This window comes from Shewanella colwelliana ATCC 39565 (genome assembly GCF_000518705.1).
GTDB lineage: Bacteria > Pseudomonadota > Gammaproteobacteria > Enterobacterales > Shewanellaceae > Shewanella > Shewanella colwelliana.
The window spans coordinates 396,986-422,203 of sequence record NZ_KI912479.1 but is presented as its reverse complement, the minus strand read 5'-3'; the positions used below and the strand labels follow the sequence as shown (position 1 = coordinate 422,203).

The window sequence follows — 25,218 nt, the reverse complement described above, 5'->3', positions numbered from 1 at the left end:
ATACTAATCACCATAAGCATTACTGACCGTTGGTCCAAGGACTAACAACATCAGGAGCACGACTAAAAGAGAGTTCAGTTATCTGTTCTAGCGCATGGCGAGACAATCTAAATACTCCCTCTACAGGTTGCGCATTACCATCGATAACAACGGATGCTGGGTGTTCAAACTCAAAGTTAACGCCAGTGATCTCATCGCTAAAGTACCGCATGGGAAAGCCCTGCATGGCGCTTAACAAAGCGTTCATTTGGTTTTGTATATCGACAATCTCTGCTTGCTGATATTGTTGCTTTGTTTGCTTAGCGCGGATCTGCATTGCAATCCCACATTGGCTAGCGTCACCCACCATGTCCAAATTAATCACCGCTCTATCAGACTTAAGACGGTCATCAAAGGGTAAGAATATACGTTGTTTATCGGTAATAGTGAGTGGAAATGATTCCTTTTCAGTAGTCAAACTACCCGATTTAACCACACAACCATTAGCTTTTGGAACGGAGAAAGCTACCTCAATCAAAGGGTAATGTCCTTTGTTGACCTGCTTTAATCTTTGATAAAACCCTTGATACTCCAGTGATATAGGAGCTGCTTGCACAACGGCTGAAGCAGTAATTAGGCAACTAAACAGCAGGCCTTTGTTCATTATTTTCCACCAAATATTGATTATTATGACGTAACATTTCAAGTAACTCATCGATGTAAGCTTCTTGTCGTTCAGAATAGTGCATTAAGCCGTAAACTAGATCTTCTGCTTTGACGGGTTTGCCTTGGGCACGCAGATCGGCACGTATGGAACGTAGCAAGCCATAGGCCGCATTAGAGTTGAGATTACGCATGTAAGCGCCAACTGAATCATCTACACTTTTAAATACGGCAACTTCATGGCTCAACCCCTTAGTGCGAGACTGTGGCACTAATCCACACCCTTTTTTAAAACACCATTGGCCGAAAAAATTCATTCCCTCTCTTGCAAAGCGGCTACTGCCCCACCCTGTTTCATTAGCGGCTTGAATGAGTACCATGTTCTCTGGAATCGTATCAACTCTCATTAATAACGTCTCCAGCGTGTCGTTGCTGACGCTTCGAAGCGAATATTGATACTTGCTGGCTATTTGCTGTACCCGAAATGACTCTGCCTCAGAAACCGATAACCCTTCATTAAGATGCGCTTGTGTTGCCAATAGAAATTTTCGCTCATCCTGAATTATCGCATTGTGATGTGTAATAGCAGGCCTTAGATAATCAAAAAACGCCTGTTTTTTTTCACCAACGTCAGGGATCGCTGCAAAGTCTGGTATAGCACTGTATTGCGCCTTATTCTTCTTTAACTTACCTAAACTGTGTGATTGCTCTTGTTGAGCATCGATAAGAAACAGTTTAACCATTAGTATTAATAGTACGACAATGCCCAAAGACAAAATGACAGTATTTATACGACCTGTTTTCAAATTAACGACTCTTATGACTAAAATTATTCCGATTATATGTCATTAATGAGCTAGAACAAAACCTCGCTAATATTCAATAATATCAGATATAATATCCACGAAGTTGATTTGGGATTCAGGAAGGAAAGCCCTAATGCAAGACTATGCGCTAAATCGTTTTAACAATGTCGTCGCCATTGGTGGAGGCCATGGACTTGGCCGAGTCCTGTCCGCACTCAGCTTTATGGGGCCGCGCCTTACAGGCATCGTCGCGACAACCGACAATGGTGGCTCGACAGGTCGTTTACGAAGAGAGCAAGATTGTATTGCATGGGGAGATTTACGTAATTGCCTATCTCAACTCGCCAGCCGTCCATCAGTCGGCTCTCTGCTGTTTGAATACCGATTTGCTGGCGATAGCGAGCTGACTAATCATAACTTGGGCAATCTCATTCTTTTAGCACTCGATGAGCTATGTGTTCGTCCGCTTGATGCCGTCAACCTCATTCGTAAACTGCTCAATATCGATACAAAAGTTATCCCGATGTCGGAACAGCCCACCCATCTGGTTGCTATTCAATCTTGTGGCAATAAAATTTTTGGTGAAGTAGAAGTAGACGGTATGCATGAGGATCCTATTGCACTGTCACTCGAGCCTATGGTTGAAGCCACAGATGAAGCGTGTGTAGCAATTGCCGCAGCAGACTTGATAATACTTGGACCAGGTAGTTTCCTCACCAGTATTATGCCGCCTTTGTTACTTCCGAAATTATCCGAGGCGATAGCCGACTCTAAAGCCAAGATTGTGCTGATCGAAAACCTAACGCAAGAGCCATCCAGTGCCCTAAACTTTTGTTTAGAAAAGCGATTACAGTGGTTAAGTCAAATCCTTGGCAATAAGCAAGTTGATCACGTGCTATGCCATGGCGAAGACTATCTCTGCGCCGATAATGTCACCTACTATCCGTTACGTAGTAAACATCATCAAGGAATGCATGATAGAGGAGCGATTGCCGAAGCATTATCGTTAATCGTGTCCAAAGATAAACTTAGCGAATCCGCTTAAACCAAAAGCCCCTTACATTAATGTAAAGGGCTTTTATGATAAACAATAACAACAGTTAGACGACTTTAGCGATCGCCTTACAGATAATTGGCATATTATCCTTTGTCATCCCAGCCACACTAATGCGTCCAGAGCCAACGATATAGATACCAAATTCATCACGAAGACGACCGACTTGCGCTTTATTCAGCCCCGAAAAACTAAACATGCCATTTTGGGTTGAGATAAAACTGAAATCTTGCTCTACTCCTTCAGCCTTAAGCATTTCAACAAACAATACGCGCATTTGAGCAATGCGTTCTCGCATTTGTTGTAATTCGCTTTCCCATAAGGTGCGAAGTGTCCCATCGGCTAATATGGTGGCGACAATAAGTGCGCCATGTGCCGGTGGATTAGAGTAATTGCCTCGAATCGTACTCTTTACTTGGCTAAAGGCTATTTCAGCCGTTTCGCGGCACTTAGCCACAACAGTTACTGCACCGATTCGCTCGTTGTACAAACCAAAGTTTTTAGAAAAAGAGTTAGCCACAATCAGCTCTGGGACAGCGTTGGCCACCACGCGTAACCCTTGTGCATCCTCTTCAACGCCGGCTCCAAATCCTTGATAGGCAAAATCAAATAAAGGAACTAATTCCTTTTCAAGGAAAAGCTGCGCTATCACTTCCCACTGAGCTAGGTTTAAATCGATACCTGTAGGGTTATGACAGCAGCCATGCAACAAGACAAGATCGCCAGCGACCGCACCATCTAGGTCAGCTAACATGGCATCGAAATCCATACCATGTGTCGCGGCATCATAGTAACGATACTGCTTAACCGATAACTTCGCAGACTCAAAAATATTATTATGATTTGCCCATGTAGGGTTACTGACCCAAATCGTACGAGAATCTGTGTTTCTGACCACAAACTCCGCAGCAACTCGTAGCGACCCAGTCCCACCTGGTGCTTGAGCCGTAACCGCTCTGCCCGCTTCTATTACGGTATGTTCTGCACCAAACAGTAATGTTTGTACTGCACTGTTATAAGCTTGGACACCATCAATACCCAAATAACTTTTGCTAGTTTCCGTATCAAGTAGTTTCCGCTCTGCTAACTTCACCGACTTTAAAATGGGTGTTTGACCCGACTCATCTTTATAGATGCCAACACCAAGATTTACCTTTTCGGCACGTGGGTCAGCTTTAAATGCATCAGTTAAACCTAAGATCGGATCGGCAGGGGCAAGTTCTACCTGGTTAAAAATCATGGCGGATTTCCTAAAAATATAGATAAAGTGTAGGGTTCGTCGCTAGTTATACCATTGTCGACTGAGCCTTAAAAGCGGATTTTTTGCAAGTTCAACATAAAACTAGAAAGAGAGAGATAACTGCAATATAAATAGTAAACATTGACGATCCTTCATCATAATTAGCTATTTAAAACAGAATGAATAAAATCTCGATAATATGAATATGCCGAGTGTTACCGCTCGATAAAAACAAAAAAGCCCCAACATGTGTTGAGGCTTTTTTGTCATCTTAAGATGGTACCCGTGGCCAGACTTGAACTGGCACGCTTATTCAGTGAGGGATTTTAAATCCCTTGTGTCTACCGATTCCACCACACGGGCAATGTGTGTTTTATCGCTACTGCGTTAAAACTTAAAGTGGAGGCGCGACCCGGAGTCGAACCGAGATCGACGGATTTGCAATCCGCAGCATAGCCATTCTGCCATCGCGCCATACATTGAATGTCTAAGTCCAATCATAATTGGAGCGACATATCGGGTTCGAACCGATGACCTATACCTTGGCAAGGTATCGCTCTACCAACTGAGCTAATGTCGCATATCTTAATACGTTCAATCTCAGCCAAAGGTATCCTGAAGAAGCTTTCCCCTGACTGCGGAATGGCATTCTACCGATTTAACTAAAAGAGTCAACGTGAAAAACAACAATAATTGAGTTTAATTAACTGTTTGCTGCAATAATCGCCTTTATGTTTTTTTGTTCGTCAAAATGGTGATTACATAAACAAAAACGCCTTGGCAATGGCCAAGGCGTTTTGCGAATTAAGCTAATTTACGCAACAGGTAGCGATTGGTAATGCAAACCAAGCATCTTTTGCATCACACCAACAACTTGGCAGCTATAACCAAATTCGTTGTCATACCAAACGTATAAAATCGTTCTATTGCCTTCAGCAATCGTTGCTTGGGAATCAACAACGCCGGCATAACGCGAGCCAACGAGATCCGATGACACTATCTCTGTCGATTCGGTGAAATCTACTTGATTTTGCAACTCAGAGCATAAGGCAACATTACGAAGATACTCATTCATATCTTGTTTGTTAGTTTCGCCATTCAAGTTAAGGCTGATAATCGCCATAGATACATTTGGCGTTGGTACACGAATCGCATTACCTGTTAGCTTACCCTCAAGCACTGGAAGCGCTTTAGATACAGCCTTAGCCGCGCCAGTCTCAGTGATCACCATGTTTAACGGTGCACTGCGGCCACGACGATCGGCACTATGGTAGTTATCAATAAGGTTTTGATCATTCGTATAAGAGTGAATAGTCTCAACATGACCATTTACAATACCGTATTTGTCATTAACCGCTTTTAATACTGGTGTGATGGCATTCGTCGTGCAGCTTGCTGCTGAGACGATAGTATCTTCATCAAGAATGTCATTCTCATTAACGCCGTATACGATATTCTTAATCGCACCTTTTGCCGGTGCAGTTAACAACACTTTTGTGGCACCGTTAGACTTCAAATGCAGCCCTAGACCGGCTTCATCTTTCCAGATACCTGTATTATCGACAACTAACGCATCATTGATACCATACTTGGTGTAGTCAATCTCATCTGGCGAATTCGCGTAGATGACCTGAATGTAAGTACCGTTTGCAATGATTGCATTATTTTCTTCATCAACTTCTACTGAACCATTAAATGGACCATGAACTGAATCACGACGTAATAAGCTGGCACGTTTTTCTAAATCGCCTTTACGACCACCGCGTAACACGATCGCCCGTAAACATAGTTTGTTACTTACGCCCGTTCTTTCAATTAGCAGGCGCGCAAGTAGACGACCAATGCGCCCAAAACCGTATAGTACGACATCACGTGCTTGCTGATTATCATCATGGTCGATAGCTGATGCCAATGCTTGGCTCATATAGGCTTCGACTTGGCTTGCATCGCTATGTTCACGCCAGTAATTGATCGCCAGCTTACCGATATCAACTTTACATTGTTTTACGGCAAGTTTGCTTAATGCCTCGACAAACGGGAAGCTTTCACGCAATCTTAATTTATCACCAACATGACGACGAACTAAGCGGTGAGACTTAATGATTTCAATTGTTGAAGCATTAAGAAGGGGTTTACCGTATAGAACGACTTCTACACCCTGGTTACGATATAATTTTCCCAATAACGGCTGCATTGCCTCAGCCATTTCGAAACGTTCTTGCCAACTTTGTAGGTGTTTATCAGCGGTCATTTACAGATCCTTTATCTCACTTTAACTACTATATTTGTAGAAATGTTTGAGTAACAAAAAGAAAAGACCAATAATCTATTATTATCGGAATATAATTCCTCGTATTGGTCGGCGACATTGTAAAGAAAAGTCGCCTTTCGATCTAGTAAGATATTTTCTGTAACCGTGTAATAATATTAGAAAAAACCACGAAAGGATGTCCGATTGCGCAATTATTTTGTAATCATTACACCAATAATATCGATTTTAATGATTTCGATGCTATTTGGCTGCGATAATGGTGCTAATACAACCACGATATGTAAAAATAATCCTGAACTTTGTGACGATCTACATAGCGATAGTTGGTGCAGATTTGAAAAAGCGGACCTAATTAAAAAGCGTTTCCTGCTGAAAAACACCCCTAACCCAACAGGTAAACAGATATATCAGCAACTAATTAACCTCGAAAACTATAGCAAGTGCATCGAACTTGCTGCTGGCGTACAACATATTCTCCACCCTGAACGCACCAACGACAGAGTTCGGGCTTTTGGGATCAGTGCCCAAAACCTTGCTCAGCTGCAAGATTCAACTAAAGACAGCACAGATCTCTATCTGTCATTTTACCACTGGATAAGATTTGGCAATCTCAACGCCCAAGCCAGAGTGATCCATGCAGAGGTCAATAATGAGATAACCGACCCACTGATCCTTGCTCACCTAGCGGCCTACTATCAAAAATCCAATATTGAGCGAGCAAAGACGCTCTATTTGACGTTACTTGATTTGGTATCTCCAGAACAGGTCAACCCTGACTGGTTACTTGGTTTAGCCAGTATCTACCAACAGAAAAGTGATCTAGAGAAGACCTACCTGTTTTCTAAAGCCAATGTCTTGATGACTAAAAACACCGCATCAGACGCTAGAATGTCAGCCTTGATTAATGGTGATGTTCAGCTGCAATCATTTTTAGATAAACAAGCCGAAAGCTTAGTTGAACAACTTAAAAATGGTGACTACCCTTCTAGTGAACTTCGCCAGCAGCTTAATCGCCCATCAGAAAAATAGCTTGGGATAGAATGGCTCGTCTGGCCACTGGGCAAAATGTTTGCCACTAGTATTTTTTTTACAAAATAAACACCATTTTTTGTAAAAAACCTGATCTTTGTAAAGAAACCAGCAAAATTGTTAAGCTAATTGGCGCATAACGCGGGATATTACTTGACGATAGCTGTCAATTTGGTAATTTTACTACCAGATTATTTTTATACATTACCTGAGGGATATGAGATGACTATCCGCGTTGCAATTAACGGCTATGGCCGTATCGGAAGAAACGTACTTCGCGCACTTTATGAAAGTGAAAAAGGCTATCCAATTAAGATCGTTGCGATTAACGATCTTGGCGATGCTTCAATCAATGCTCACCTAACCAAGTACGATTCAGTACATGGTCGCTTCAATGCAAAAGTTGAACATGATGAAGAAGCTATCTACGTAAACGAAGACAAGATTAAGACGTTTTCTGAGCGTGATCCAGCTAAGCTTCCTTGGGCAGAGCTAAACGTTGACGTGGTGTTCGAATGTACCGGTATCTTCACTTCAAAAGAAGCTGTTCAACCTCACCTTAATGCAGGCGCTAAAAAAGTTATCATCTCTGCACCAGGTAAGAATGTTGATGCAACCGTTGTTTACGGTGTAAATAACAATGAAATCACTGCAGACATGACCGTTATCTCTAACGCATCATGTACTACAAACTGTTTGGCACCTTTTGCTAAGCCGTTAAATGACGAAATTGGTATTGAATCAGGTTTAATGACCACTATTCATGCATACACCAATGATCAACGTCTATCGGATGTGTACCACACCGATCTACGTCGTGCTCGTGCAGCGGCCATGTCAATGATCCCAACTAAAACAGGTGCAGCGGCTGCTGTCGGTTTGGTTGTACCTGAACTTGCAGGCAAGTTCGATGGTTTAGCGGTTCGTGTACCAACCGTAAACGTTTCACTGGTTGACCTATCATTTATCGCAGCTCGAGACACTACAGTTGAAGAGATCAACGCGATTATTGAAAAAGCGGCAAGCGTTGCGCCAATGAGCGAAGTATTAGCGGTAAACAAAGAGCCGTTAGTCTCTATCGACTTTAACCATAATCCATACTCATCAAACTTTGATGCGACACAAACCCGTGTTAACGGTCGTCTAGTTAAAGTTATGGCTTGGTACGATAACGAGTGGGGTTTCAGTAACCGCATGCTAGATAACGCAGTAGCGTTGATGACAGCTAAATAATTAGCCTCAACATAGAAAAAGGAGCCTTATGGCTCCTTTTTTATGCTAATGCTTTACCTCTACAATCACTTCATCTAATTGATGAATATTCGCATTCATGTAGCTCAATAGAATCTCTTTTTCGACGGGTATCAGCTTTGCAGTCAAGATATAGCGGTAAAGGTCTAAGCTTCGCTTCTTTTGCTGCAGTAACGACTTAATCGGTACTCTTGTATCGGCGAGGTAGTGAGCCAGTAAAAAATCTCTGACTAACATACATTCAGAATTAACCAACATCTTTACTATCTCCGCAGGGCGTCGACTCGCAAAATTCGCTTTCTCTCGCAAACTTAATGAGCCTACATACAACTCTCTCAATGAGTCTATTTGCTGTACTTGGGACATACCTGCTCCAACTGATCGCCTATATTGGTGGTGTCGAGTATTTTAATGGGCAAAAGCTGAACAGAGTCTTAATCGTAAGATGGAGCTAATGAACAAAAGGCTGATATTAGATCTGTATCACACTTATAATGACACCGAGAAAGTTTATATAGTCGCCTGGCACACATTAAGAGCAGCACATTTTTGGTTAGCGTTTAGAAACGATGATTTTTATGGCCTGAAAACAGGTACAAAAAAGGCCCATAATTTGAGCCTTTAAAAATTGGGGAGCAAGTGCAACACTAGTTAAGCACAACATAACCTCGGTTGGTCATACAGTTACGTAAGATGGTTTGTTTTTCATCTTGAAAGGACTTCTCAGCCGCCCTTTTACTGCTATTTCTATTCAAAAAACCACCCGCGACACCAACGCCAGCACCGGTTTTCGCACCACTGGAACCACTACCACCTGAAATGGCACCAACTGCCGCCCCAACAGCAGCCCCCTTAACGGCACCAGAGACCATACCGCCCTCAACTTTATCCTTTTGCGCTTGGTTCGATAGCTCAGTGCATTGATGCAGATCGTAGGTATAGTCTTTTTCATCTACACCTGATTTATCAATAACGACATTTGCACTGGCAGCGCCATGAAATAAAAATAGAGTGGCAATTAGTAGGGCTTTCTTCATCGTGTCACCTTTGTTTTATAAATTTACTGTGCTTCGCTCAGTAGTTCTAAAATAATAGAAAGATATTAACCGACAACAACTGTACAAATGCTTAATAAAGATTCGAGTAATTAAATCAGTAACGCTTTATGCGAACCACTTTCATGATTTCAAAATCAAAGCCTGCTACGGTTTCAGTTTCAGGATAATAGGTCATGTTGACTTTCTGGCCTTGTAAGCTGCGATACTTCTTGGTTCGTTTGAACTTAAACGGGGCGTCACAGCCCTCAATGGTGATGGTATGTTGTACCCATTCTTCAATTTCACGCTGAGTGTGAGACAGGATCTTAACCCCTTCTGAATGTACCAAACTCTGGTGGGTATCAAGCATTTTATCTACAACATGTTTCATAACGAAGCCTTAGAACGTAAGCGTTTCTATACCTAGGTGAATGTGAGAATAAAAAATTATAGAACATTCAGAAATTTTTGCGTTTAACGCTTCATCATAACAAAATTGGCAACTAAAAGTACCGATCCTTTAGCCAGGCATAGTGGTAATACCCTCGCTGGCCTAAACGCCTTAATCCTGCGTAAGGAAATTTAGGTATTGGCGTTTGATATAGCGGTAGATTGGGTACTGTTTCTCCCACTATACTCTGTGCTAACCGATAGGCAGCTTGTGCGCTATACGCGACACCTGAACCACAGTAGCCCAAACTGTATCCAACCCCATTTTTGCTAAACACATGAGGCATATCATCGAGAGCGGCCGCAATCCATCCGGTCCAATTATGTGTGACAGTACAATCAGATAATGCTGGAAAGCAGTCGGACAATGCAGATAATAAACGTTTTTGATAAATGGGGTCTTGAGCGTTTTTACCTGTGATAGCCCCTCGACCACCGAATAAAAGACGATTATCAGGTAAAAGGCGGTAGTAATATTTTAGCAGCCTTGTATCCATGGTAACCTGATGAGTCTTTAAGCCAGATAAGGCCAATTGTCGCTCGCTTAACGGTGCAGTGACGATGATATTACTTAAAATAGGGAGAAATCGCTTGTCGATAATACCATTGAACTTTTTTGGGGTATAAGCATTACCAGCAGTGATCACCTTATTTGCTCTGACTTCACCATGCTCGGTTAATAGGCGATGTTGACCACCTTCTGTTAACCAATGTGACACGCAACTTGATTCGTAAACAGACACGCCACTAGCAATCACTGCCTCTTTATAACCTAATACTAACTTGAGAGGATTTACCCCAAAACCATCATTCAGTCGCAGTGCACCATAGGCCTGATAATTGTTCATGTATTGAGCCTGAAGATCTTCCTTGCTCAAAAACTCGCTACTGTCGCCTAGGTGTTGCTGCATAAACGCCGCAGTAGATTTGAGTTTTTCATAAGCTCGCTGATTATGAGCGACCTTGATATATCCATGTGCCTGCGTATCACAATTGATATTATGGGTAGTAATGAGCGACTCAACACGTTGTACCGCCTCAGAAAACTCTTGATATACGCCCTGGGTCGTCTCCAATCCCCAGCGCTTTGCCATCTGCTGGTAGCCTAAGCGTCCCGAGCCCTTTAAAACAAAACCTGCATTTCTTCCGCTCGCCCCAAAACCGATTTGATTTGCTTCAATAACACAACAGTCAACATTGAACTCACTAGCCAAATAATATGCGGTCAACAACCCTGTAAAGCCTCCTCCAACAATAGCAACGTCGGTTTGGCATATTCCATTTACGGCTGGCTGAACCTGTGGACGCTCTACCGTAGACGCCCAATAGGAATCGGGCCAAGGCTGGTGATGTGGGGATCGGGTAATTAACGGATCATACGTCATGGCAATAACCTAAATTTCTAACACTAGGATGAGTTAATAAAGTAGCAACATCTCACAAGCGGTGCAGTGACATGATTCGCCGCACAATACGCAAACATAATCGGGATGATCTGGGTTATTATTCCATCGATTTGGATGCTCTTTTATTAATCGGCCACCAGCACGAGTAAAATATCCGACAGCTGAATTATCCGGACTTTGTTTCCAGAGATGACTCAAACCTCCGACCCCTCCTTGCTTTTGAGTCGCAGTTATTGACGCCCTTAGTAGTGAACCTCCAACACCTTGGCCTCGATATTCCGTCGCGACGGTATTGCATTTAAAATAGCAGAGCTGCTCGGTCGGTACATCCCACGAGGCAGGCGTACACCAACGGTCAATCGTCCACGAACCCGGAGCATAGGTGAGTCTGAAACCAATAAGGCGCTCATTGTCTAAGGCAACGAAGTTAGCGTTAATCCCGTCTTTGCTCCCTTTGCTCGCGATCTGCTGCATCATCTCAGCATCCAAATAACCATCACCATGGACATGGTTTCCCAGTGCGATCACTTGGCTAAAATATGGAGTTGTGAGTGGTATTATTCTAATCGGCATATTATAAAGTAATCATTTGCTGCATTTACTGACGATTAACACTACAGTAACATATAGGCGATAATCAATCATAAGCACCTATCTAAGACAAAATGACACCGCGAGTAAGGGAATATAGTGCAACCAAATTTTGCCCAGTTAAATATCCAAAAGAGACTCAAATTACTTGCCTCGCACCCCAAATCAACATGGCAATCTATTAAGCTGATTTGGGCTAATTTAACCTTGCCGCAGCGATTCTATTTGATCGCTATCGTATTATTTTTTGCCGATAGCCAATTAGGCACCATTGCCGTTATTACAACCATTGCGTTAATGCTAGAGTTCTGGCCGCTATTTACTCGACTGTGGCACTCACTAGCCGGTAAAGCCATACTGCTGCTGTTTTACGCGATCGTGGCAAATTTTGCTTTAGTCATGACAAGTAGCACTGTTAACGAAATTGTCGGTGTGCCAGCAAGCCATTTTAGTTACACCCATAACTTTGCAATCTTGCTTTTTCTTCCAGCTTGGGTCATTGCCATCAGTGCTATAGCATTATTGATGGCACAGATAATTGTGCCTTTTTATATCATAATTTTGTTGATACTGCGGCCTTTGGGTGTTAATAACTGGCGTTTGACCGATAATAAGCACTATCGCTTTATCACGATGATCGTACGTTTTATTCTCTCATCAATTGTGCTCTACCATGTGTTTATGTTGGTGGGCAATGTGGAACAGAATGTCGAGGATACCTTTAATAACTTAGCAATCATTGAACAACCTCAATCAAATAATGCCATAGACGAGATGGGCCAAACGATAGCCAGCAAAACTCCAGCTGTTGAGGTATGGGCTGAAGAAACTAAGTCCGAAACGAAGCCTAAAGCACTTGAAGAAACAAATAGTATTAAGTCATTAACTGCTGACGAACCACTTCCAGACGAAGCGACCTATGCCCGTATTAGACAAACCTATCAAACTCAAGTTAGGCAGTTAATAGCCCATTTTGCATTCAAATTAGAAAGCGACAAACGTTCACGCTGTCACAAGCAGCCAGGCTCCTCCGTGGTTGAACTCAATGATTATGAGATTCTAGAGATCATTCCCGATAAAACCGTAAAATATCAATATCGTTTTGAAGTGAAAAAATGTATTTCGCCAGCTTTTCCTGAATAATCCTCTTACTTTGAAAAGCTTGCATTAGGGGTAGGTCTTAACTGATATGCTTTAACAGATCATTGAGTGAGTTGAGCCCCTCCAAAGCCTTATTAACTGCGACTTAATAAGATTTTGGAGGACTTATCTCACAATGAATCACAATCGAATTATGCTAGTTACGAGTGCTACCAAGGAATGGTTTCACCATTATAATTAAAAAACTGCCCGGTTTGAGCAAGGGTCAACTTAGCGATAGTTTGTGCCATCCCGTGAACCGATTCTTCTACCGTTATCAATGCATTGGGGCCTCCCATCTCTGTTTGCACCCAACCGGGATGCAAGACGACACACAAAGTATTTTGCGGTAGTAGATCGATAGAGAGGCTCTTAACGACAGCGTTAAGGGCCGATTTTGAAGACCGATATAAGTAACTTCCTCCACTCGTGTTATCTGTCATACTCCCCATTTTAGAAGAGAGACAAACCAGCTTAGAATTTTCACACTTTGCCAGCAGCGGCGCTAAGTGCTGCGCGACCAATAATGGTCCCATCGCATTAATAGCAAACACCTTATGCCACTCCGTGATGTCTACTTGACCAAAAGCATAGCCTTTTGGACCGTAATAACCTGCATTATTTATCACTAGGTCTACCTCGGCATCCCCTAATGCAGTGACAAAGTCGCTAATTGATGCCTCACTCTCCACATCAAGAGAATAAACAGAAAGTGTGGTACATTGCTCTGCTAACTCGTTCAGTTCATCGGCATGATTCGGTTGGCGGCAGCACGCAGCAACAGTATAGCCCTTGTCTAAATAGTACTTAACAAGTCCTAAGCCAATACCTCGGTTAGCACCAGTGATCACAACATGTTTTGTCATACATTACTTCCTGAATTAGCGCTGAAATAAATCGATAAATACATACTGGCGGACCTACCCTACTTTTTAGCTAAGTAAATATCGATGAGCTCAGTTAAGGTGTCATGGAAATGTTCTTCAAACTCTTCCAATGATTTATCAAACACGGCCAAGTATTGTGCTGCTTGAGGACGGGTGAGCCCTTTTCCTGCAATGGAATATTCAATTTCATCTAAAGATTTGTCATATCTAGGCAGTGGTCGCCATTTAATAAACTCAGCATCAACACGCTTTAATGCCCCATTAGCAAAGCGGCAGAAATTAGCGATGTGGTCGATCCCATCAGGTCCTAAGCAGCCAGGTTCTATTCGGCATAAGAGCACTAACTTTTTGTCATCAGATAACCCTGTCATGAAACCTCCTACTCAACTCTTGCTATTAATTATAACCTCGAAGGCTGGATACGCTCGAAAGCTATTTAATCTAACTCTAACTAGCCTTTAAATCTGACGCTATTTTTGTCACAATCACGTCAATCTTAAATCCAATTATGACTCTCATTTGAATTTAGCAAACTACCTATGCCAAACACTTAATGCAAGTGAAGCCATTAAACTTGGAACATTACAGCGCCTTTGGAGCGGTTACGGTGAAATTGCAAGGTATAAACTACTACATAATGGCAAACCACAACGCTACATCGTTAAACTAATAACACCGCCTAAGAACGCGTTACATCCCTACCAGTGGAATAGCGACATAGGACACCAACGCAAGTTACATTCTTATCAAGTTGAAAGACAGTGGTATCAGCACTGGTCTAAACGTTGTCACAAAGACACTTTAATACCTGTTTATTATCAAAGCCTTGACGATACAACCTCAAACCAGACCATTATCATTCTCAGCGACCTGGATCAAGCTGGTTTCACTAAACGTTACGAAAAACTGGACGGCATACAGGCTCTCGCCGTCATTAAGTGGCTAGCGATTTTCCACGCAAGCTTTATTAAGGTTAATCCAACCCCACAATGGCCCGAAGGTTTATGGACAACAGGAACCTATTGGCACCTTGAAACACGACAAGAAGAGTACAATGCGATGCCAGATAGCCAACTAAAACGGCTAGCAGCTCACATTGACGCAAAATTAACTCAATGCCCTTTTCAGACCATTGTGCATGGTGATGCCAAAGTGGCGAACTTCTGCTTTTCTGAACAGCCGGCCCCCACTTGCCCCCCTAAGGTGGCAGCCGTGGACTTTCAATACGTAGGCGGTGGCGTTGGCATTAAAGATTTAATCTATTTTTTGGGCAGCGCGTTATCAGAACACCAATTAGAGAACGGCTATGAATCTTTTATTAACGCTTATTTTTCAATACTGTGTGCTGAGCTACAAACCAAATTTTCACCATCTGAAATCGTAAAAATAGAACAATCTTGGCGTGAATTACTGCCCTTTGCGTGGGCAGATTTTCAACGCTTCCTTGTTGGTTGGCAGCCTCAACATCACAAGCTAAATAATTTTAGCCAATCAATGACACAAATCGCATTAGATCAAGACAACTTATGAGGTAGGATGAGACATGCGCTCGGTAGTAAAATAGCGCAAAGCAGCTAAACTGAAAGCAAGAGAGTTGTCGGTATACGTAAACGGGTGCGTACCCACGAACAACATTTTGTTCACTAATTCGGCATCGCAACTCTCTTTCAAACACTAATCACTCCCATCTACGCATGCTGTAACAATTTTCACACACCTATTTACATAATTGACCTTTCACATTCACCTCATTTCGTTAACATCTACACTTTATATCTCTATATCGTCAGATCTACGTTTGTTAATTACTTCGTGGATTAGAGTAACTTAGCTTCAACAAGAGGAAGTGTTTGTGGCTACCAAAAAGCAAATTATATTACCTATCATCGTTTTAGCCGCGGGTATTGGCGGTTTTTTGGCAATATCATCGATGAAAAAACCACCAGAAGAAAAAGCGATTGTTGATAATACGCCCGTAGTCTCAGTCGATATTATTAAAATGGACCCCATGGTATTTACCGTTAACTCCTACGGTATTGTTAATGCTAAATATGAAACCGAACTCGTCTCGCAAGTTAATGGCGAAATAGTTTATCTGTCAGAAGCTTTTGTTAGAGGCGGTTTTATTAAAAAAGGGGAAGTGCTCGCGAAAATTGATCCGAGTGACTATGAAGCCGCATTGACCGATGCCGAAGCAAGCCTAGCCTCTGCTCGCGCAACCCTAGTGCAAGAAAAAGCCTATGGAAAAGTAGCTGAAGAAGAGTGGAAACGCATTAAAGACGGTGTCCCCACCGAACTAAGCCTACGTAAGCCACAATTAGCACAAGAGTTAGCCAAGCTGAACTCATCAGAAGCGGGGTTAAAGCGTGCTAAACGTAATTTAGAGCGAACTATTATCAAAGCCCCTTATGATGCACTAATCGAAAACCGTACCATTGGATTGGGCTCGTACGTAAGCATGGGCACGCCGCTTGGTAAGCTCCTTAGTACAGCTCAGGCAGAAATTCGTCTCCCCCTTGCAGATAAAGACATACGTTACCTTGATAATAAAGGACTCGGTGCCTCAGTCACCATTCAGGGGCAATTCGCCGGATTACAACAACAATGGAAAGGTAAGATTGTACGTAGCGAAGGTGTGATCGATAACCGCAGCCGTATGACCTATCTCGTCGCCCAAATAGACGATCCCTACGGACTGCATGACAACAAAAATCAATTACGGTTTGGCAGTTACGTTACGGCGCATATTGATGGTACTAGAGCGGAGAATGTCACCACCTTAGCTCGCCACCTGATTGTCGCAGACAAAGTCGCCATATTGGATGACGAGAAAAAATTGAAATATCAAACCGTTAATGTTGTCCGCCAACAAGGCGCACTGGCTGTGATCAGTGATGGCCTAGAAGATGGCATGCAGGTGATCACATCAGCATTAGACTACCCCATTGAAGGGATGCAACTAGCTTTACCTGGTGACAAAAAAGCGATCGATGATCCTAGCGCAGAGCCTACGCAATTAGCGATGGAAGAAAAGGAATAATCTGATGGCTGATACAAACAGAGATATCATCGCTTGGTTTGCGCGAAATAGTGTTGCGGCTAACCTGCTGATGATTATTATTATTTTAGGCGGATTACTGACGGCTAATACAATCCGTAAACAGTTTTTTCCTCAAGTAGAAATTAACTGGGTTGAATTTAGCGCCTTTTATCCGGGTGCTGCCCCTCAAGAAGTCGAAGAAGGGATCACCATTAAGGTTGAAGAAGCGCTCGAGCGAGTGCAAGGACTGAAACGTGTGATCACCTACTCTAATCGAAATTCAGCATCTGGCTACTTTCGAATAGAAGACTCTTACGATCCGCAAGTGGTACTCGATGAAATAAAGTCTGAAATTGATTCTATATCCAGCTTTCCTGATGGCATGGAGCGCCCAAGAGTCGAGCGAATCAAATTACGGCAAGAGGTGTTTTACATTAGCCTTTATGGTGATGTAGGGCCAAAGCAGTTAAAAGAGCTTGGAGAAAAGATCCACGACGAATTAATGCAACTGCCCTTGGTGAATATTACCGAGTTCTACGGCGGTCTGGGTTATGAAGTCGCCATCGAGGTGAGTAAAGATAAGTTAAGGGAGTTTAACCTGTCCTTTAACGATGTCGCCAAAGCGGTTCGTGGCTATTCACGCAATATGTCAGCTGGACAAATCCGCGCGGAGAATGGCTACATCAACTTAAGGGTTCAAAATCAGGCCTACGTGGGTTATGAGTTTGAAAACCTCCCACTCATTACCTTAGAGGATGGCACTAAGCTACTACTTGGAGACGTCGCGACCGTCATTGACGGTTTTGAAGAAGGCATTCAATACTCTAAGTTTAATGGTAAAAACTCGGTGACCTTTTTTGTTGGCGCGTCCAACGATCAAAGCATGACCGATGTCGCCAAAGTTGTTAATCAATATGTCGCCGATAAACAGGATGTATTGCCCCAGGGGCTAAAATTAGAGACTTGGGTAGATATGACCTACTACCTAGAGGGACGACTTAACCTCATGTTGGACAGCATGAAGAGTGGTGCGGTGTTAGTGTTCTTTATGCTGGCGCTTTTCCTGCGCGTTAGGCTGGCATTTTGGGTCATGATGGGACTGCCAGTTTGTTTCCTAGGTACCCTACTCTTTATGCCAATGGCGATGATTGATGTCACGATTAATGTCATCAGTTTGTTTGCCTTTATTCTGGTACTTGGGATAGTTGTCGACGATGCCATTGTGATGGGTGAAAGCGCCCATACTGAATGTGAAGAACATGGGCAAAATATTGAAAATGTTATTCGAGGTGTCCAAAAGGTCGCGATGCCAGCAACATTTGGGGTGCTAACGACCATAGCAGCGTTTTTACCTATTACACTCGATGAAGGTCCCTCTTCAGCCTTTGGCCAAGCGATTGGTTTTGTGGTGATCCTCTGTTTACTATTTTCGTTGGTAGAATCAAAACTTATTTTACCCGCTCACCTTGCGCGCATGAAGAAAAAAACAGTGATCAAACCTGGCACCAAAAATCCTATCGATTTTCTTCGTATGGGAGTGAATTTCCTTCAAGCGAAAGTCGATAAAGGGTTACAGTTTGTGATAAAGGACTTATATCACCCATCGTTGACCTTAGCCGTAAAATACCGCTATGCGGTGATCACCCTGTTTATCGCCTTTATCATGGTGTGTGCTGGTCTCTATACCGGCGGTATTATCCGTTACGTGGGTCAACCCAAAATCCCTCATGACTTTCCACGGATCAGCGTAGAGATGAATGTCGACGCATCTGAAAATGCTACCCTATCTGCTGCGTTAGCAATTGAAAAAGCGCTATATAATGTCGATAAAAAACTTGAGGCGCAGTATGGTCAGAAAATGATTTCTGACATGCAAGTTGACCTAGAGGGTCGCACTCGTGCACAAATCATGACTAAACTTGTCGACCCAGAGTTACGCCCTATCGATACATTCGCATTGGCTGAACTGTGGCGTCAAGCCATGCCCCTTATCCCAGGAGTTAAATCATTTAAGATCCAAGATAACCTCTTTGGGGGCGGCCGAGATGATGGTGATATTAGTTTCCGTCTTGAAGGTAAAGACGACGCTCAGCTAATTGCCGCAGCTCAAGAGCTTAAAGACAAGCTTAATACCCTTAAGGGGGTTGGTGATGTTAACGACAGTCGACAATCAAGCGCTAAAGAAGTGCAATTTAAACTCAAACCGTTAGCAAACAGCGTTGGGCTGACCCTTGCCGATGTGGCTTCTCAAGTCAGTGCTAGCTTCTATGGTATGGAAGCACAACGTATTTTACGAAACGGCGAAGAGATAAAAGTCATGCTTCGCTACCCTGAAGAGCAGCGCAACTCTATCGCACATGTCACTGAGGTGATGATCCAAACCCAACAAGGTGCTGAGATCCCGCTATCTGAGATTGCTGACATTGAAGTTACTCAAGGTGTTAGTGGAATACGTCGTGAAAATGGCAATAGAACCATTAATGTATGGGGCTCTGTTGATGCCGCGCAAGCTGAGCCGTTTAAGTTAGCTCAAGATATTCGCGACAATTTTATGCCTGAGTTATTAAAGAAGTATCCACGGGTAAAAACCGAGGTGTCAGGAAATATTCAAGAGCAGCTAGATAGTGCCAATACCCAAATGAGAGATTTCATCATCTCTCTATTGGTAATTTATAGTTTGCTTGCTATCCCGTTAAAATCGTATCTACAGCCAGTAATGATCATGTCAGTGATCCCATTTGGAGTGATTGGCTCGGTGCTGGGACACATGATACTTGGTATTGACTTAAGTGCCCTATCGCTATTTGGCATCATTGCTGCGGCGGGTGTAGTCGTCAACGACTCCCTCGTCATGGTTGATTATGTTAACCGTGCAAGGCTTGCCGGTGTGGCAATGAAAGTCGCTGTGATTCAGGCTGGCTGTCGACGATTTAGAGCAATTTTGTTGACGTCTCTTACCACGTTTATTGGTCTGGTACCCATAATGACTGAGACAAGTATGCAGGCTCAAATGGTTATCCCTATGGCTGTGTCACTGGCCTTTGGCGTCCTGTTTGCTACCGTCGTGACACTTGTACTCATCCCTTGTCTCTATGTAATGATCGAGGATATGAAACAGATTGTGAGCCGAATTGGCCACAACTTCTTTGGTAGTAGTACAAACCAAGATGCAGCCCAACAGCACTAACGTATAACGTAGGATAAAAGCCCGCTAAAACTAGCGGGCTTTTTTTGGATCGTCAATGGCACGAACTTTTACCATTTAAGCAAACGAGGTGACGATAACAGGAGAGCATTTTTTTGCTCTAACCTTGAGGTTGCAAACTTTAAACAGTAGGAACACTCTGGTTAAAACTGCCCACTCAAATATCGATGAAACTCATATAGCGAAAGCCCGCTATGTTTTGATCACGGCCAATTTAAAGCTGTGCAGAGATTACTGGTTTTAACTAACAGGAACCCAAGAGTTCAAATCGTTTTTATGAGCCTTTTAAAAAGGACATTACTTAAACGAAAAAAGGCTACTCTTTCGAGTAGCCTTTTTTCTAATGTGGCGGAGAGATAGGGATTTGAACCCTAGACGGGCTATAAACCCGTGCCGGTTTTCAAGACCGGTGCATTCGACCACTCTGCCATCTCTCCGAACGCCGCGAATCATATAGCGATGTATGGGAGTTGTAAAGTAAAAAATACCCTCTTCCCACCAAGCGCCTAACTATACATCAATCCTCATCTTTGACCTTATGGACCGCAATGCGAGCAGGATCGGGAAACGTCAACTTTTTGCTCATTCCGTCCCAGGTATCCAATTGGCGAACTTTATAGCCCAAGAAGACGCCAACCGCACTGACTAGAATACCAATAGCTATCGCAACTTCGCCAGCCGATGCCCATAACGCAACAATGGATGATGCACCAAAGGCTAAGCTGATTTGTAAAAAGTTTTGTAATCCAGCCGCTTTAGCTGAACACTGCTTAAAGACCTGTAGTGCGCAATTGACGACTATTGGATAGCTAGCACCATTGGCAGCAGCTAACACAGAAAAGATAGTTAACAGTGGCCAAATACTCTTGGCTTGAATAATTAGTACGCTGAATGAAATGGCTGCAACACACGTCCCAAATAACATGAGTAATACCGACAGCGTACGTTCAGCCCCTACCTTTCTTATTAGCACTTTACTTAAGTAGCCACCCACGATAAACATAATAGTTTGTGGAATAAAACTTAATCCTATCTCCGTCGCCTCATAGCCGTGCATCTCCATAACAATCGGCCATAACGTTAAGTAGGAAAAAAAGGCTGCAGAACACGCACCGAATATCAGTACATTCCCTACATATTTGGGCGCTTTTAACATCGTTAAATAGCCAATAGATGATTGACTTGAATCAGCGCTGGTGGCTTTAGTCAGTTCAGGTTTAACCCAAAACCTCGTCGCTATCATTAGCCCAGCTGCTAGCGCCGTTAAAATGAGGAAAATATTACGCCACTCTCCGTGCTCTAATATAAAGGCACCTAGAATCGGCGCTAAAGCAGGCGATAGCGCCACTAAAGGCATAATATTAGTAAACACCTTTTGAGCTTCATCAGCCTCATACTTATCAATCACGATCGCCTGCCAAATGACTGCTGCACTGCATGCTCCAATCGCTTGTATAAAGCGGCAGATATTGAACATCAACATCGACTCGCTAGTGGCAATACCGTAACTGGATAGCCCAAATAGAAACAAACCCACTAACAAGCTATTACGCTTGCCAATACGCTGTACTAATGGCCCATAAAGTAACTGACCAATTGCTAAACCAGCCAGAAAGAACGTTAGTGAACTTGCTACCTGAGATGCGCTAGTACTAAAAGTTGTTTCAATTGCTTTGAAAGCAGGTAAATACATATCAGTTGCAACAAAACCCAGCATACTTAATAACGCTAAGTAAGATAAGAATAGCAAATTAGTGCTTTTATTAATAAATTTCATACAAACATACAGCCGTAAAGAATAAAGAAGCGCAGTCTATTGTCTTGATTATTGGTTGTGAAACGTTTATTTTTGTACATAGCCATCAAAAAATATCACAGCAAAGGAATGAAGGTATGCTTTCAGAACAATCGATGCTTCTTATAGATATGGTCGCTCGCGTAGGCAGCTTTACCGCTGCAGCCAATAAACTTCATAAAGTCCCTTCTGCTGTAAGCTACGCGGTAAAACAGGTAGAAGAAGAGCTCGGGGTAACGCTTTTTGAACGCCACCATCGCAGCGTCAGCTTAACCGCTGCCGGTGAGCATTTTGTCAAACAGATACGTTTAGTGCTTACCAATATAGAATCCTTAAAAGATGATACTAAGCGAGTCGCAAATGGCTGGCAGCCTACTCTATCCATTGCATTAGACAATATCGTCCGCGCCGACAAAATTAGCGTTTTAATTGCGGATTTCTATCGCCACTTTCATAATGTCGAATTGATTATTCGCATTGAAGTGTTCAACGGAGTGTGGGAATCAATAGCAACTGGCAGGAGTGATATCGCTATCGGTGCAACCACCGCTATCCCAGTGGGTGGCGATTACCACTTTAAAGATATGGGTGATATTGAATGGACCTTCTTAGTCAGCAAGCACCACCCGCTGGCAGCGGTTGATAGACCATTAAAAGATGAAGAGTTAAGGGTTTTTCCTGCCATTTGTCTCGAAGATACCTCCAGGGAGATCCCAAAACGCATGACCTGGTTACTCGAGAATCAGCGACGTTTGGTGGTCCCAGACTGGATCCGTGCCATCAACTGTTTCCGAGAGGGATTAGGCATAGGCTATATGCCAAAGCATTTTGCTATGCCTTTTGTTAATAGTGGCTCGTTAGTAGAAAAACAGCTTGAAAGACCTAAATCACCAAGTCCGTGTTGCTTGGCATGGAATGGGGCCAATATGTCGCCAGCTATGGCCTGGGTGTTAGATTACTTAGGTGACAGCGCTCAATTGCAAAAAGATTGGTTCAATTAACCTTAAGTCGTGTTTTTGCTAATAATGCCTTTTACCTATACCGCAGCTCAGGTATGATTTATTAAATTTTTTCGTTCTAATGTTAATCTCTATTCATGAAATGGAACTCATGAGTCAATTAACACTCAAATGAGATAACACTCACTGAGGTCAACGCTGAACTGGTGGCGATCTTATTGAAATAAAGGATCTTTGGAGATAAAGATGACCCAACAAACACTGTACGCTGGACAAGCTTCCACACAGGAAGTGAATAAACTACTAAAAAACACCTATATGTTGCTGTCGATGACATTGGCATTTTCTGCATTATGCGCCGGCATTGCCATGATGATGCAAATAGGTCCAATGATGTCGATTGGCCTGTCATTGGGTGGTTTAGTCTTGCTATTTGTTACCTTACGTAAAGCCGAATCCGCCGCAGGTCTATTGTGGGTATTTGCATTTACGGGGATGGAAGGCGCCTCACTAGGTTATATGCTAAATCATTATGCGGGCATGGCTAATGGCCCACAGCTTATTATGCAAGCACTTGGCTTAACGGCTGTAGTGTTTGTTACCCTATCGGGTTATGCACTAACGACCAAAAAAGACTTCTCGTTTATGCGCGGCTTTCTATTAGCTGGCCTAGTTATTGCCATTGTAGCCGGTATAGCCAATATATTTATCGGTAGCGGCACCGTGTTTATGGCACTCAACGCCGGTATCGCCCTACTGATGACAGGTTTTATCCTGTTTGATACCAGTCGCATCGTCAACGGCGGTGAAACCAACTATATCCGTGCGACTGTTTCACTTTATTTGGACTTCTTAAACCTGTTCATCTCTATCCTACATTTAATGGGAATGGGTAACGACGACTAAACCGTTTACTTTCCCCCATTAATCGCGATTGGATATTTGGGAATAGAACACTTTTTAAGATAGAATAGCCCCACATTGTAGGGGCTATTTTTTTGCCTCAATTTTTGTTTAGGCAGTCAATGAGTAAAATCTTAATTCAAGTGAATCAGCCCGCATACGGCAAAAACAGCAGTTATCATGCATTATGCTATGCAAAAGCCGCTGTCGCGGAAGGTCACCAAATTGTGCGCGTGTTTTTTTACCAAGACGGCGTGTTATCGACCAATAGCCTCAATAGTCCGGCCTCGGATGAATATCATCTCACTCAGGCGTGGCAAGCATTTGCACAGACTCATCACATTCCACTGATAAACTGTGTATCTGCCGCATTACGCCGCGGTGTGTTGTCACCTGTTGAAGCTAAAGAGAATCGCGTAGCACAATGGAACCTTTTGCCGCCATTTGAGATGGGTGGTTTAGGTGAGTTAGTTACAGGTATTGAGCATGCTGATCGTGTTATCAGCTTTTAGGTGCCGTTAATGAAAAATATTACTATCGTATTTCGTCACCCACCTCACGGCAACGCCAGTAGCCGCGAGGGGCTTGATTTTGCCTTGTTGAGCGCCAGTTTCGAGCAGCAAGTGACACTGATTTTTATCGATGATGGTGTGCTAAACCTATTGCCCCATCAGCAACCTAGCCAGATAGGCTGTCGTGACTATATCTCTACATTCAAGGCCCTGCCGCTCTATGACATTGAAGAGGTATGGGTGGCTAGTGAAGCGATGGACACCTATAATGTTGCACTCACTGACTGCGTGATTGACGTAAAACGGGTGGATAACCCGATGATAACCGAACAACTTAACACCGCTGATGAGGTATTTGTGTACTAATGATTCTCCATCTTATTCAGCAATCACCAAATCAAGACCGCGCGTTAGCGTGTTGCCTTCCATTTGTGCAAAACCACGACACGATTATGTTACTGGGTGACAGCATCAATGCCCTACTGCTGGGCGAATGGCAAAATAGGCTTCAGCCATTAAACGTTCGGATGCTAACCGTTGATGTCCAAGCCAGAGGACTAACACAACGTTTAAGTCATTGTACTCAAATTAGTTATCAAGAATTTGTATCACTTTCACTCAATCATTCTAAGGTTATAAGTTGGTAAACTTTATTCAATATCAATCAAAGCAGATTGAAACTGACCCCCAAGGTTACTTGCTCAATGTGGGCGATTGGAACGAAGAGGTCGCGATGATTATCGCAAGTAAAGAGAATATCGAACTTAGCGATGCACACTGGGAAGTCATTCACTTTGTAAGAAATTTCTATCTTGAATTCAATACTAGCCCAGCGATCAGGGTGTTAGTTAAAGCTATCAGCCAAAGTTTAGGCGCAGAAAAAGGTAACTCTAAGTACCTATATACGCTCTTCCCTACGGGGCCAGCAAAGCAAGCAACAAAAGTTGCAGGTTTACCCAAGCCAGCTAAATGTATATAAACAACAACAAATGTTAAAAT

The 25,218-nt window shown here is 43.0% G+C and carries 25 protein-coding genes and 4 tRNA genes; 13 read left to right on the top strand and 16 right to left on the bottom strand.

Annotation, left to right across the window (positions count from 1 at the left end):
- Window positions 1–19: 19 nt before the first annotated feature.
- A complete protein-coding gene (locus L876_RS0118155; RefSeq protein ID WP_028765095.1) occupies window positions 20–643 on the bottom strand; it encodes a DUF2987 domain-containing protein in 624 nt (207 codons plus the stop codon).
- Window positions 621–1,448, bottom strand: coding sequence for a glucosaminidase domain-containing protein (locus L876_RS0118150; protein ID WP_028765094.1), 828 nt, complete (start codon window positions 1,446–1,448; stop codon window positions 621–623). Before L876_RS0118150 ends, L876_RS0118155 begins: the two co-directional genes overlap by 23 nt.
- Before the next feature lie 133 nt (window positions 1,449–1,581).
- On the opposite strand from L876_RS0118150, the gene yvcK reads away from it, so the two are divergent.
- Window positions 1,582–2,493 (top strand): uridine diphosphate-N-acetylglucosamine-binding protein YvcK, encoded by a 912-nt coding sequence (gene yvcK / locus L876_RS0118145; RefSeq protein ID WP_028765093.1) that lies wholly within the window; start codon window positions 1,582–1,584, stop codon window positions 2,491–2,493.
- Between the two features lie 55 nt (window positions 2,494–2,548).
- Here yvcK and L876_RS0118140 read toward each other — a convergent pair whose 3' ends face one another.
- The 5 genes from L876_RS0118140 to L876_RS0118120 form a co-directional block, all read right to left on the bottom strand.
- The gene (locus L876_RS0118140; protein ID WP_028765092.1) at window positions 2,549–3,742 is read right to left on the bottom strand and encodes an amino acid aminotransferase; all 1,194 of its coding nucleotides are present in this window, start codon (window positions 3,740–3,742) and stop codon (window positions 2,549–2,551) included.
- Between the two features lie 277 nt (window positions 3,743–4,019).
- Window positions 4,020–4,105, bottom strand: a tRNA-Leu gene (locus L876_RS0118135).
- A gap of 37 nt (window positions 4,106–4,142) precedes the next feature.
- A tRNA-Cys gene (locus tag L876_RS0118130) sits at window positions 4,143–4,216 on the bottom strand.
- A gap of 30 nt (window positions 4,217–4,246) precedes the next feature.
- Window positions 4,247–4,322, bottom strand: a tRNA-Gly gene (locus tag L876_RS0118125).
- 234 nt (window positions 4,323–4,556) lie between these two features.
- On the bottom strand, window positions 4,557–5,993 hold the full coding sequence (locus tag L876_RS0118120; protein ID WP_028765091.1) for a glyceraldehyde-3-phosphate dehydrogenase: 1,437 nt from the start codon (window positions 5,991–5,993) through the stop codon (window positions 4,557–4,559).
- 258 nt (window positions 5,994–6,251) lie between these two features.
- On the opposite strand from L876_RS0118120, the gene L876_RS0118115 reads away from it, so the two are divergent.
- On the top strand, window positions 6,252–7,043 hold the full coding sequence (locus L876_RS0118115) for a DUF2989 domain-containing protein (protein WP_245686910.1): 792 nt from the start codon (window positions 6,252–6,254) through the stop codon (window positions 7,041–7,043).
- 222 nt (window positions 7,044–7,265) lie between these two features.
- Entirely contained in the window at window positions 7,266–8,276 is a 1,011-nt protein-coding gene (gene gap, locus L876_RS0118110) for a type I glyceraldehyde-3-phosphate dehydrogenase (protein ID WP_028765089.1), read from the top strand.
- Window positions 8,277–8,321: 45 nt separating this feature from the next.
- Here the strand turns inward: gap and L876_RS0118105 are convergent, their stop codons facing one another.
- The 5 genes from L876_RS0118105 to L876_RS0118080 form a co-directional block, all read right to left on the bottom strand.
- Window positions 8,322–8,660 carry a hypothetical protein gene (locus L876_RS0118105; RefSeq protein WP_028765088.1) on the bottom strand — a complete coding sequence of 113 codons (339 nt, stop codon included), beginning with the start codon at window positions 8,658–8,660 and terminating at the stop codon, window positions 8,322–8,324.
- Between the two features lie 281 nt (window positions 8,661–8,941).
- Window positions 8,942–9,331, bottom strand: coding sequence for a glycine zipper family protein (locus tag L876_RS0118095; protein ID WP_028765087.1), 390 nt, complete (start codon window positions 9,329–9,331; stop codon window positions 8,942–8,944).
- A gap of 115 nt (window positions 9,332–9,446) precedes the next feature.
- Entirely contained in the window at window positions 9,447–9,722 is a 276-nt protein-coding gene (locus L876_RS0118090; RefSeq protein ID WP_028765086.1) for a hypothetical protein, read from the bottom strand.
- 112 nt (window positions 9,723–9,834) lie between these two features.
- Entirely contained in the window at window positions 9,835–11,166 is a 1,332-nt protein-coding gene (locus L876_RS0118085; RefSeq protein WP_037429187.1) for an NAD(P)/FAD-dependent oxidoreductase, read from the bottom strand.
- Window positions 11,167–11,199: 33 nt separating this feature from the next.
- Window positions 11,200–11,760 carry a GNAT family N-acetyltransferase gene (locus tag L876_RS0118080; RefSeq protein WP_037429185.1) on the bottom strand — a complete coding sequence of 187 codons (561 nt, stop codon included), beginning with the start codon at window positions 11,758–11,760 and terminating at the stop codon, window positions 11,200–11,202.
- A gap of 117 nt (window positions 11,761–11,877) precedes the next feature.
- On the opposite strand from L876_RS0118080, the gene L876_RS0118075 reads away from it, so the two are divergent.
- The gene (locus tag L876_RS0118075; protein WP_051413183.1) at window positions 11,878–12,921 is read left to right on the top strand and encodes a hypothetical protein; all 1,044 of its coding nucleotides are present in this window, start codon (window positions 11,878–11,880) and stop codon (window positions 12,919–12,921) included.
- Window positions 12,922–13,088: 167 nt separating this feature from the next.
- Here L876_RS0118075 and L876_RS0118070 read toward each other — a convergent pair whose 3' ends face one another.
- Both L876_RS0118070 and L876_RS0118065 read right to left on the bottom strand, forming a co-directional pair.
- A complete protein-coding gene (locus L876_RS0118070) occupies window positions 13,089–13,784 on the bottom strand; it encodes an SDR family oxidoreductase (protein ID WP_028765082.1) in 696 nt (231 codons plus the stop codon).
- Window positions 13,785–13,843: 59 nt separating this feature from the next.
- Window positions 13,844–14,176: a hypothetical protein gene (locus L876_RS0118065; RefSeq protein WP_028765081.1), complete on the bottom strand. Its 333-nt coding sequence runs from the start codon at window positions 14,174–14,176 to the stop codon at window positions 13,844–13,846.
- Between the two features lie 148 nt (window positions 14,177–14,324).
- Between L876_RS0118065 and L876_RS0118060 the strand changes: the two genes are divergently transcribed.
- From L876_RS0118060 to L876_RS0118050, 3 genes are all read left to right on the top strand, one after another.
- Window positions 14,325–15,335 (top strand): phosphotransferase, encoded by a 1,011-nt coding sequence (locus L876_RS0118060; protein ID WP_028765080.1) that lies wholly within the window; start codon window positions 14,325–14,327, stop codon window positions 15,333–15,335.
- Window positions 15,336–15,657: 322 nt separating this feature from the next.
- The gene (locus L876_RS0118055) at window positions 15,658–16,845 is read left to right on the top strand and encodes an efflux RND transporter periplasmic adaptor subunit (RefSeq protein WP_028765079.1); all 1,188 of its coding nucleotides are present in this window, start codon (window positions 15,658–15,660) and stop codon (window positions 16,843–16,845) included.
- A 4-nt stretch (window positions 16,846–16,849) separates the two neighbouring features.
- Complete coding sequence (locus L876_RS0118050; RefSeq protein ID WP_028765078.1) at window positions 16,850–20,032, top strand: efflux RND transporter permease subunit; 3,183 nt, start codon at window positions 16,850–16,852, stop codon at window positions 20,030–20,032.
- Window positions 20,033–20,396: 364 nt separating this feature from the next.
- On the opposite strand, the gene L876_RS0118045 is transcribed toward L876_RS0118050, so the two are convergent.
- Window positions 20,397–20,487: transfer RNA gene (locus tag L876_RS0118045), tRNA-Ser, on the bottom strand.
- An 80-nt stretch (window positions 20,488–20,567) separates the two neighbouring features.
- Window positions 20,568–21,827: a purine nucleoside transporter PunC gene (gene punC, locus L876_RS0118040; RefSeq protein WP_028765077.1), complete on the bottom strand. Its 1,260-nt coding sequence runs from the start codon at window positions 21,825–21,827 to the stop codon at window positions 20,568–20,570.
- 116 nt (window positions 21,828–21,943) lie between these two features.
- Here punC and punR point away from each other — a divergent pair, with 116 nt between their 5' ends.
- The 6 genes from punR to L876_RS0118010 all read left to right on the top strand — a co-directional run bounded on the left by punR (window position 21,944) and on the right by L876_RS0118010 (window position 25,198).
- A complete protein-coding gene (gene punR / locus L876_RS0118035; protein WP_028765076.1) occupies window positions 21,944–22,846 on the top strand; it encodes a DNA-binding transcriptional activator PunR in 903 nt (300 codons plus the stop codon).
- Window positions 22,847–23,050: 204 nt separating this feature from the next.
- On the top strand, window positions 23,051–23,710 hold the full coding sequence (locus L876_RS0118030; RefSeq protein WP_028765075.1) for a Bax inhibitor-1/YccA family protein: 660 nt from the start codon (window positions 23,051–23,053) through the stop codon (window positions 23,708–23,710).
- Between the two features lie 119 nt (window positions 23,711–23,829).
- Complete coding sequence (gene tusD / locus L876_RS0118025; RefSeq protein WP_028765074.1) at window positions 23,830–24,219, top strand: sulfurtransferase complex subunit TusD; 390 nt, start codon at window positions 23,830–23,832, stop codon at window positions 24,217–24,219.
- A 9-nt stretch (window positions 24,220–24,228) separates the two neighbouring features.
- On the top strand, window positions 24,229–24,585 hold the full coding sequence (tusC, locus tag L876_RS0118020; protein ID WP_028765073.1) for a sulfurtransferase complex subunit TusC: 357 nt from the start codon (window positions 24,229–24,231) through the stop codon (window positions 24,583–24,585).
- A complete protein-coding gene (gene tusB, locus L876_RS0118015; protein WP_028765072.1) occupies window positions 24,585–24,866 on the top strand; it encodes a sulfurtransferase complex subunit TusB in 282 nt (93 codons plus the stop codon). Before tusC ends, tusB begins: the two co-directional genes overlap by 1 nt.
- Window positions 24,860–25,198, top strand: a complete 339-nt coding sequence (locus tag L876_RS0118010) for a TusE/DsrC/DsvC family sulfur relay protein (protein WP_028765071.1) — start codon at window positions 24,860–24,862, stop codon at window positions 25,196–25,198. The genes tusB and L876_RS0118010 overlap by 7 nt, the downstream gene beginning before the upstream one ends.
- Window positions 25,199–25,218 lie beyond the last annotated feature (20 nt).

Excerpts from the sequence above, each read along its gene's own strand:
- L876_RS0118155 (WP_028765095.1), bottom strand. The coding sequence starts at position 643 with ATGAACAAAGGCCTGCTGTTTAGTTGCCTAATTACTGCTTCAGCCGTT.
- yvcK (WP_028765093.1), top strand. The coding sequence starts at position 1,582 with ATGCAAGACTATGCGCTAAATCGTTTTAACAATGTCGTCGCCATTGGT.
- L876_RS0118140 (WP_028765092.1), bottom strand. The coding sequence starts at position 3,742 with ATGATTTTTAACCAGGTAGAACTTGCCCCTGCCGATCCGATCTTAGGT.
- L876_RS0118120 (WP_028765091.1), bottom strand. The coding sequence starts at position 5,993 with ATGACCGCTGATAAACACCTACAAAGTTGGCAAGAACGTTTCGAAATG.
- L876_RS0118115 (WP_245686910.1), top strand. The coding sequence starts at position 6,252 with ATGCTATTTGGCTGCGATAATGGTGCTAATACAACCACGATATGTAAA.
- gap (WP_028765089.1), top strand. The coding sequence starts at position 7,266 with ATGACTATCCGCGTTGCAATTAACGGCTATGGCCGTATCGGAAGAAAC.
- L876_RS0118105 (WP_028765088.1), bottom strand. The coding sequence starts at position 8,660 with ATGTCCCAAGTACAGCAAATAGACTCATTGAGAGAGTTGTATGTAGGC.
- L876_RS0118095 (WP_028765087.1), bottom strand. The coding sequence starts at position 9,331 with ATGAAGAAAGCCCTACTAATTGCCACTCTATTTTTATTTCATGGCGCT.
- L876_RS0118090 (WP_028765086.1), bottom strand. The coding sequence starts at position 9,722 with ATGAAACATGTTGTAGATAAAATGCTTGATACCCACCAGAGTTTGGTA.
- L876_RS0118085 (WP_037429187.1), bottom strand. The coding sequence starts at position 11,166 with ATGACGTATGATCCGTTAATTACCCGATCCCCACATCACCAGCCTTGG.
- L876_RS0118080 (WP_037429185.1), bottom strand. The coding sequence starts at position 11,760 with ATGCCGATTAGAATAATACCACTCACAACTCCATATTTTAGCCAAGTG.
- L876_RS0118070 (WP_028765082.1), bottom strand. The coding sequence starts at position 13,784 with ATGACAAAACATGTTGTGATCACTGGTGCTAACCGAGGTATTGGCTTA.
- L876_RS0118065 (WP_028765081.1), bottom strand. The coding sequence starts at position 14,176 with ATGACAGGGTTATCTGATGACAAAAAGTTAGTGCTCTTATGCCGAATA.
- L876_RS0118050 (WP_028765078.1), top strand. The coding sequence starts at position 16,850 with ATGGCTGATACAAACAGAGATATCATCGCTTGGTTTGCGCGAAATAGT.
- punC (WP_028765077.1), bottom strand. The coding sequence starts at position 21,827 with ATGAAATTTATTAATAAAAGCACTAATTTGCTATTCTTATCTTACTTA.
- punR (WP_028765076.1), top strand. The coding sequence starts at position 21,944 with ATGCTTTCAGAACAATCGATGCTTCTTATAGATATGGTCGCTCGCGTA.
- L876_RS0118030 (WP_028765075.1), top strand. The coding sequence starts at position 23,051 with ATGACCCAACAAACACTGTACGCTGGACAAGCTTCCACACAGGAAGTG.
- tusD (WP_028765074.1), top strand. The coding sequence starts at position 23,830 with ATGAGTAAAATCTTAATTCAAGTGAATCAGCCCGCATACGGCAAAAAC.
- tusC (WP_028765073.1), top strand. The coding sequence starts at position 24,229 with ATGAAAAATATTACTATCGTATTTCGTCACCCACCTCACGGCAACGCC.
- tusB (WP_028765072.1), top strand. The coding sequence starts at position 24,585 with ATGATTCTCCATCTTATTCAGCAATCACCAAATCAAGACCGCGCGTTA.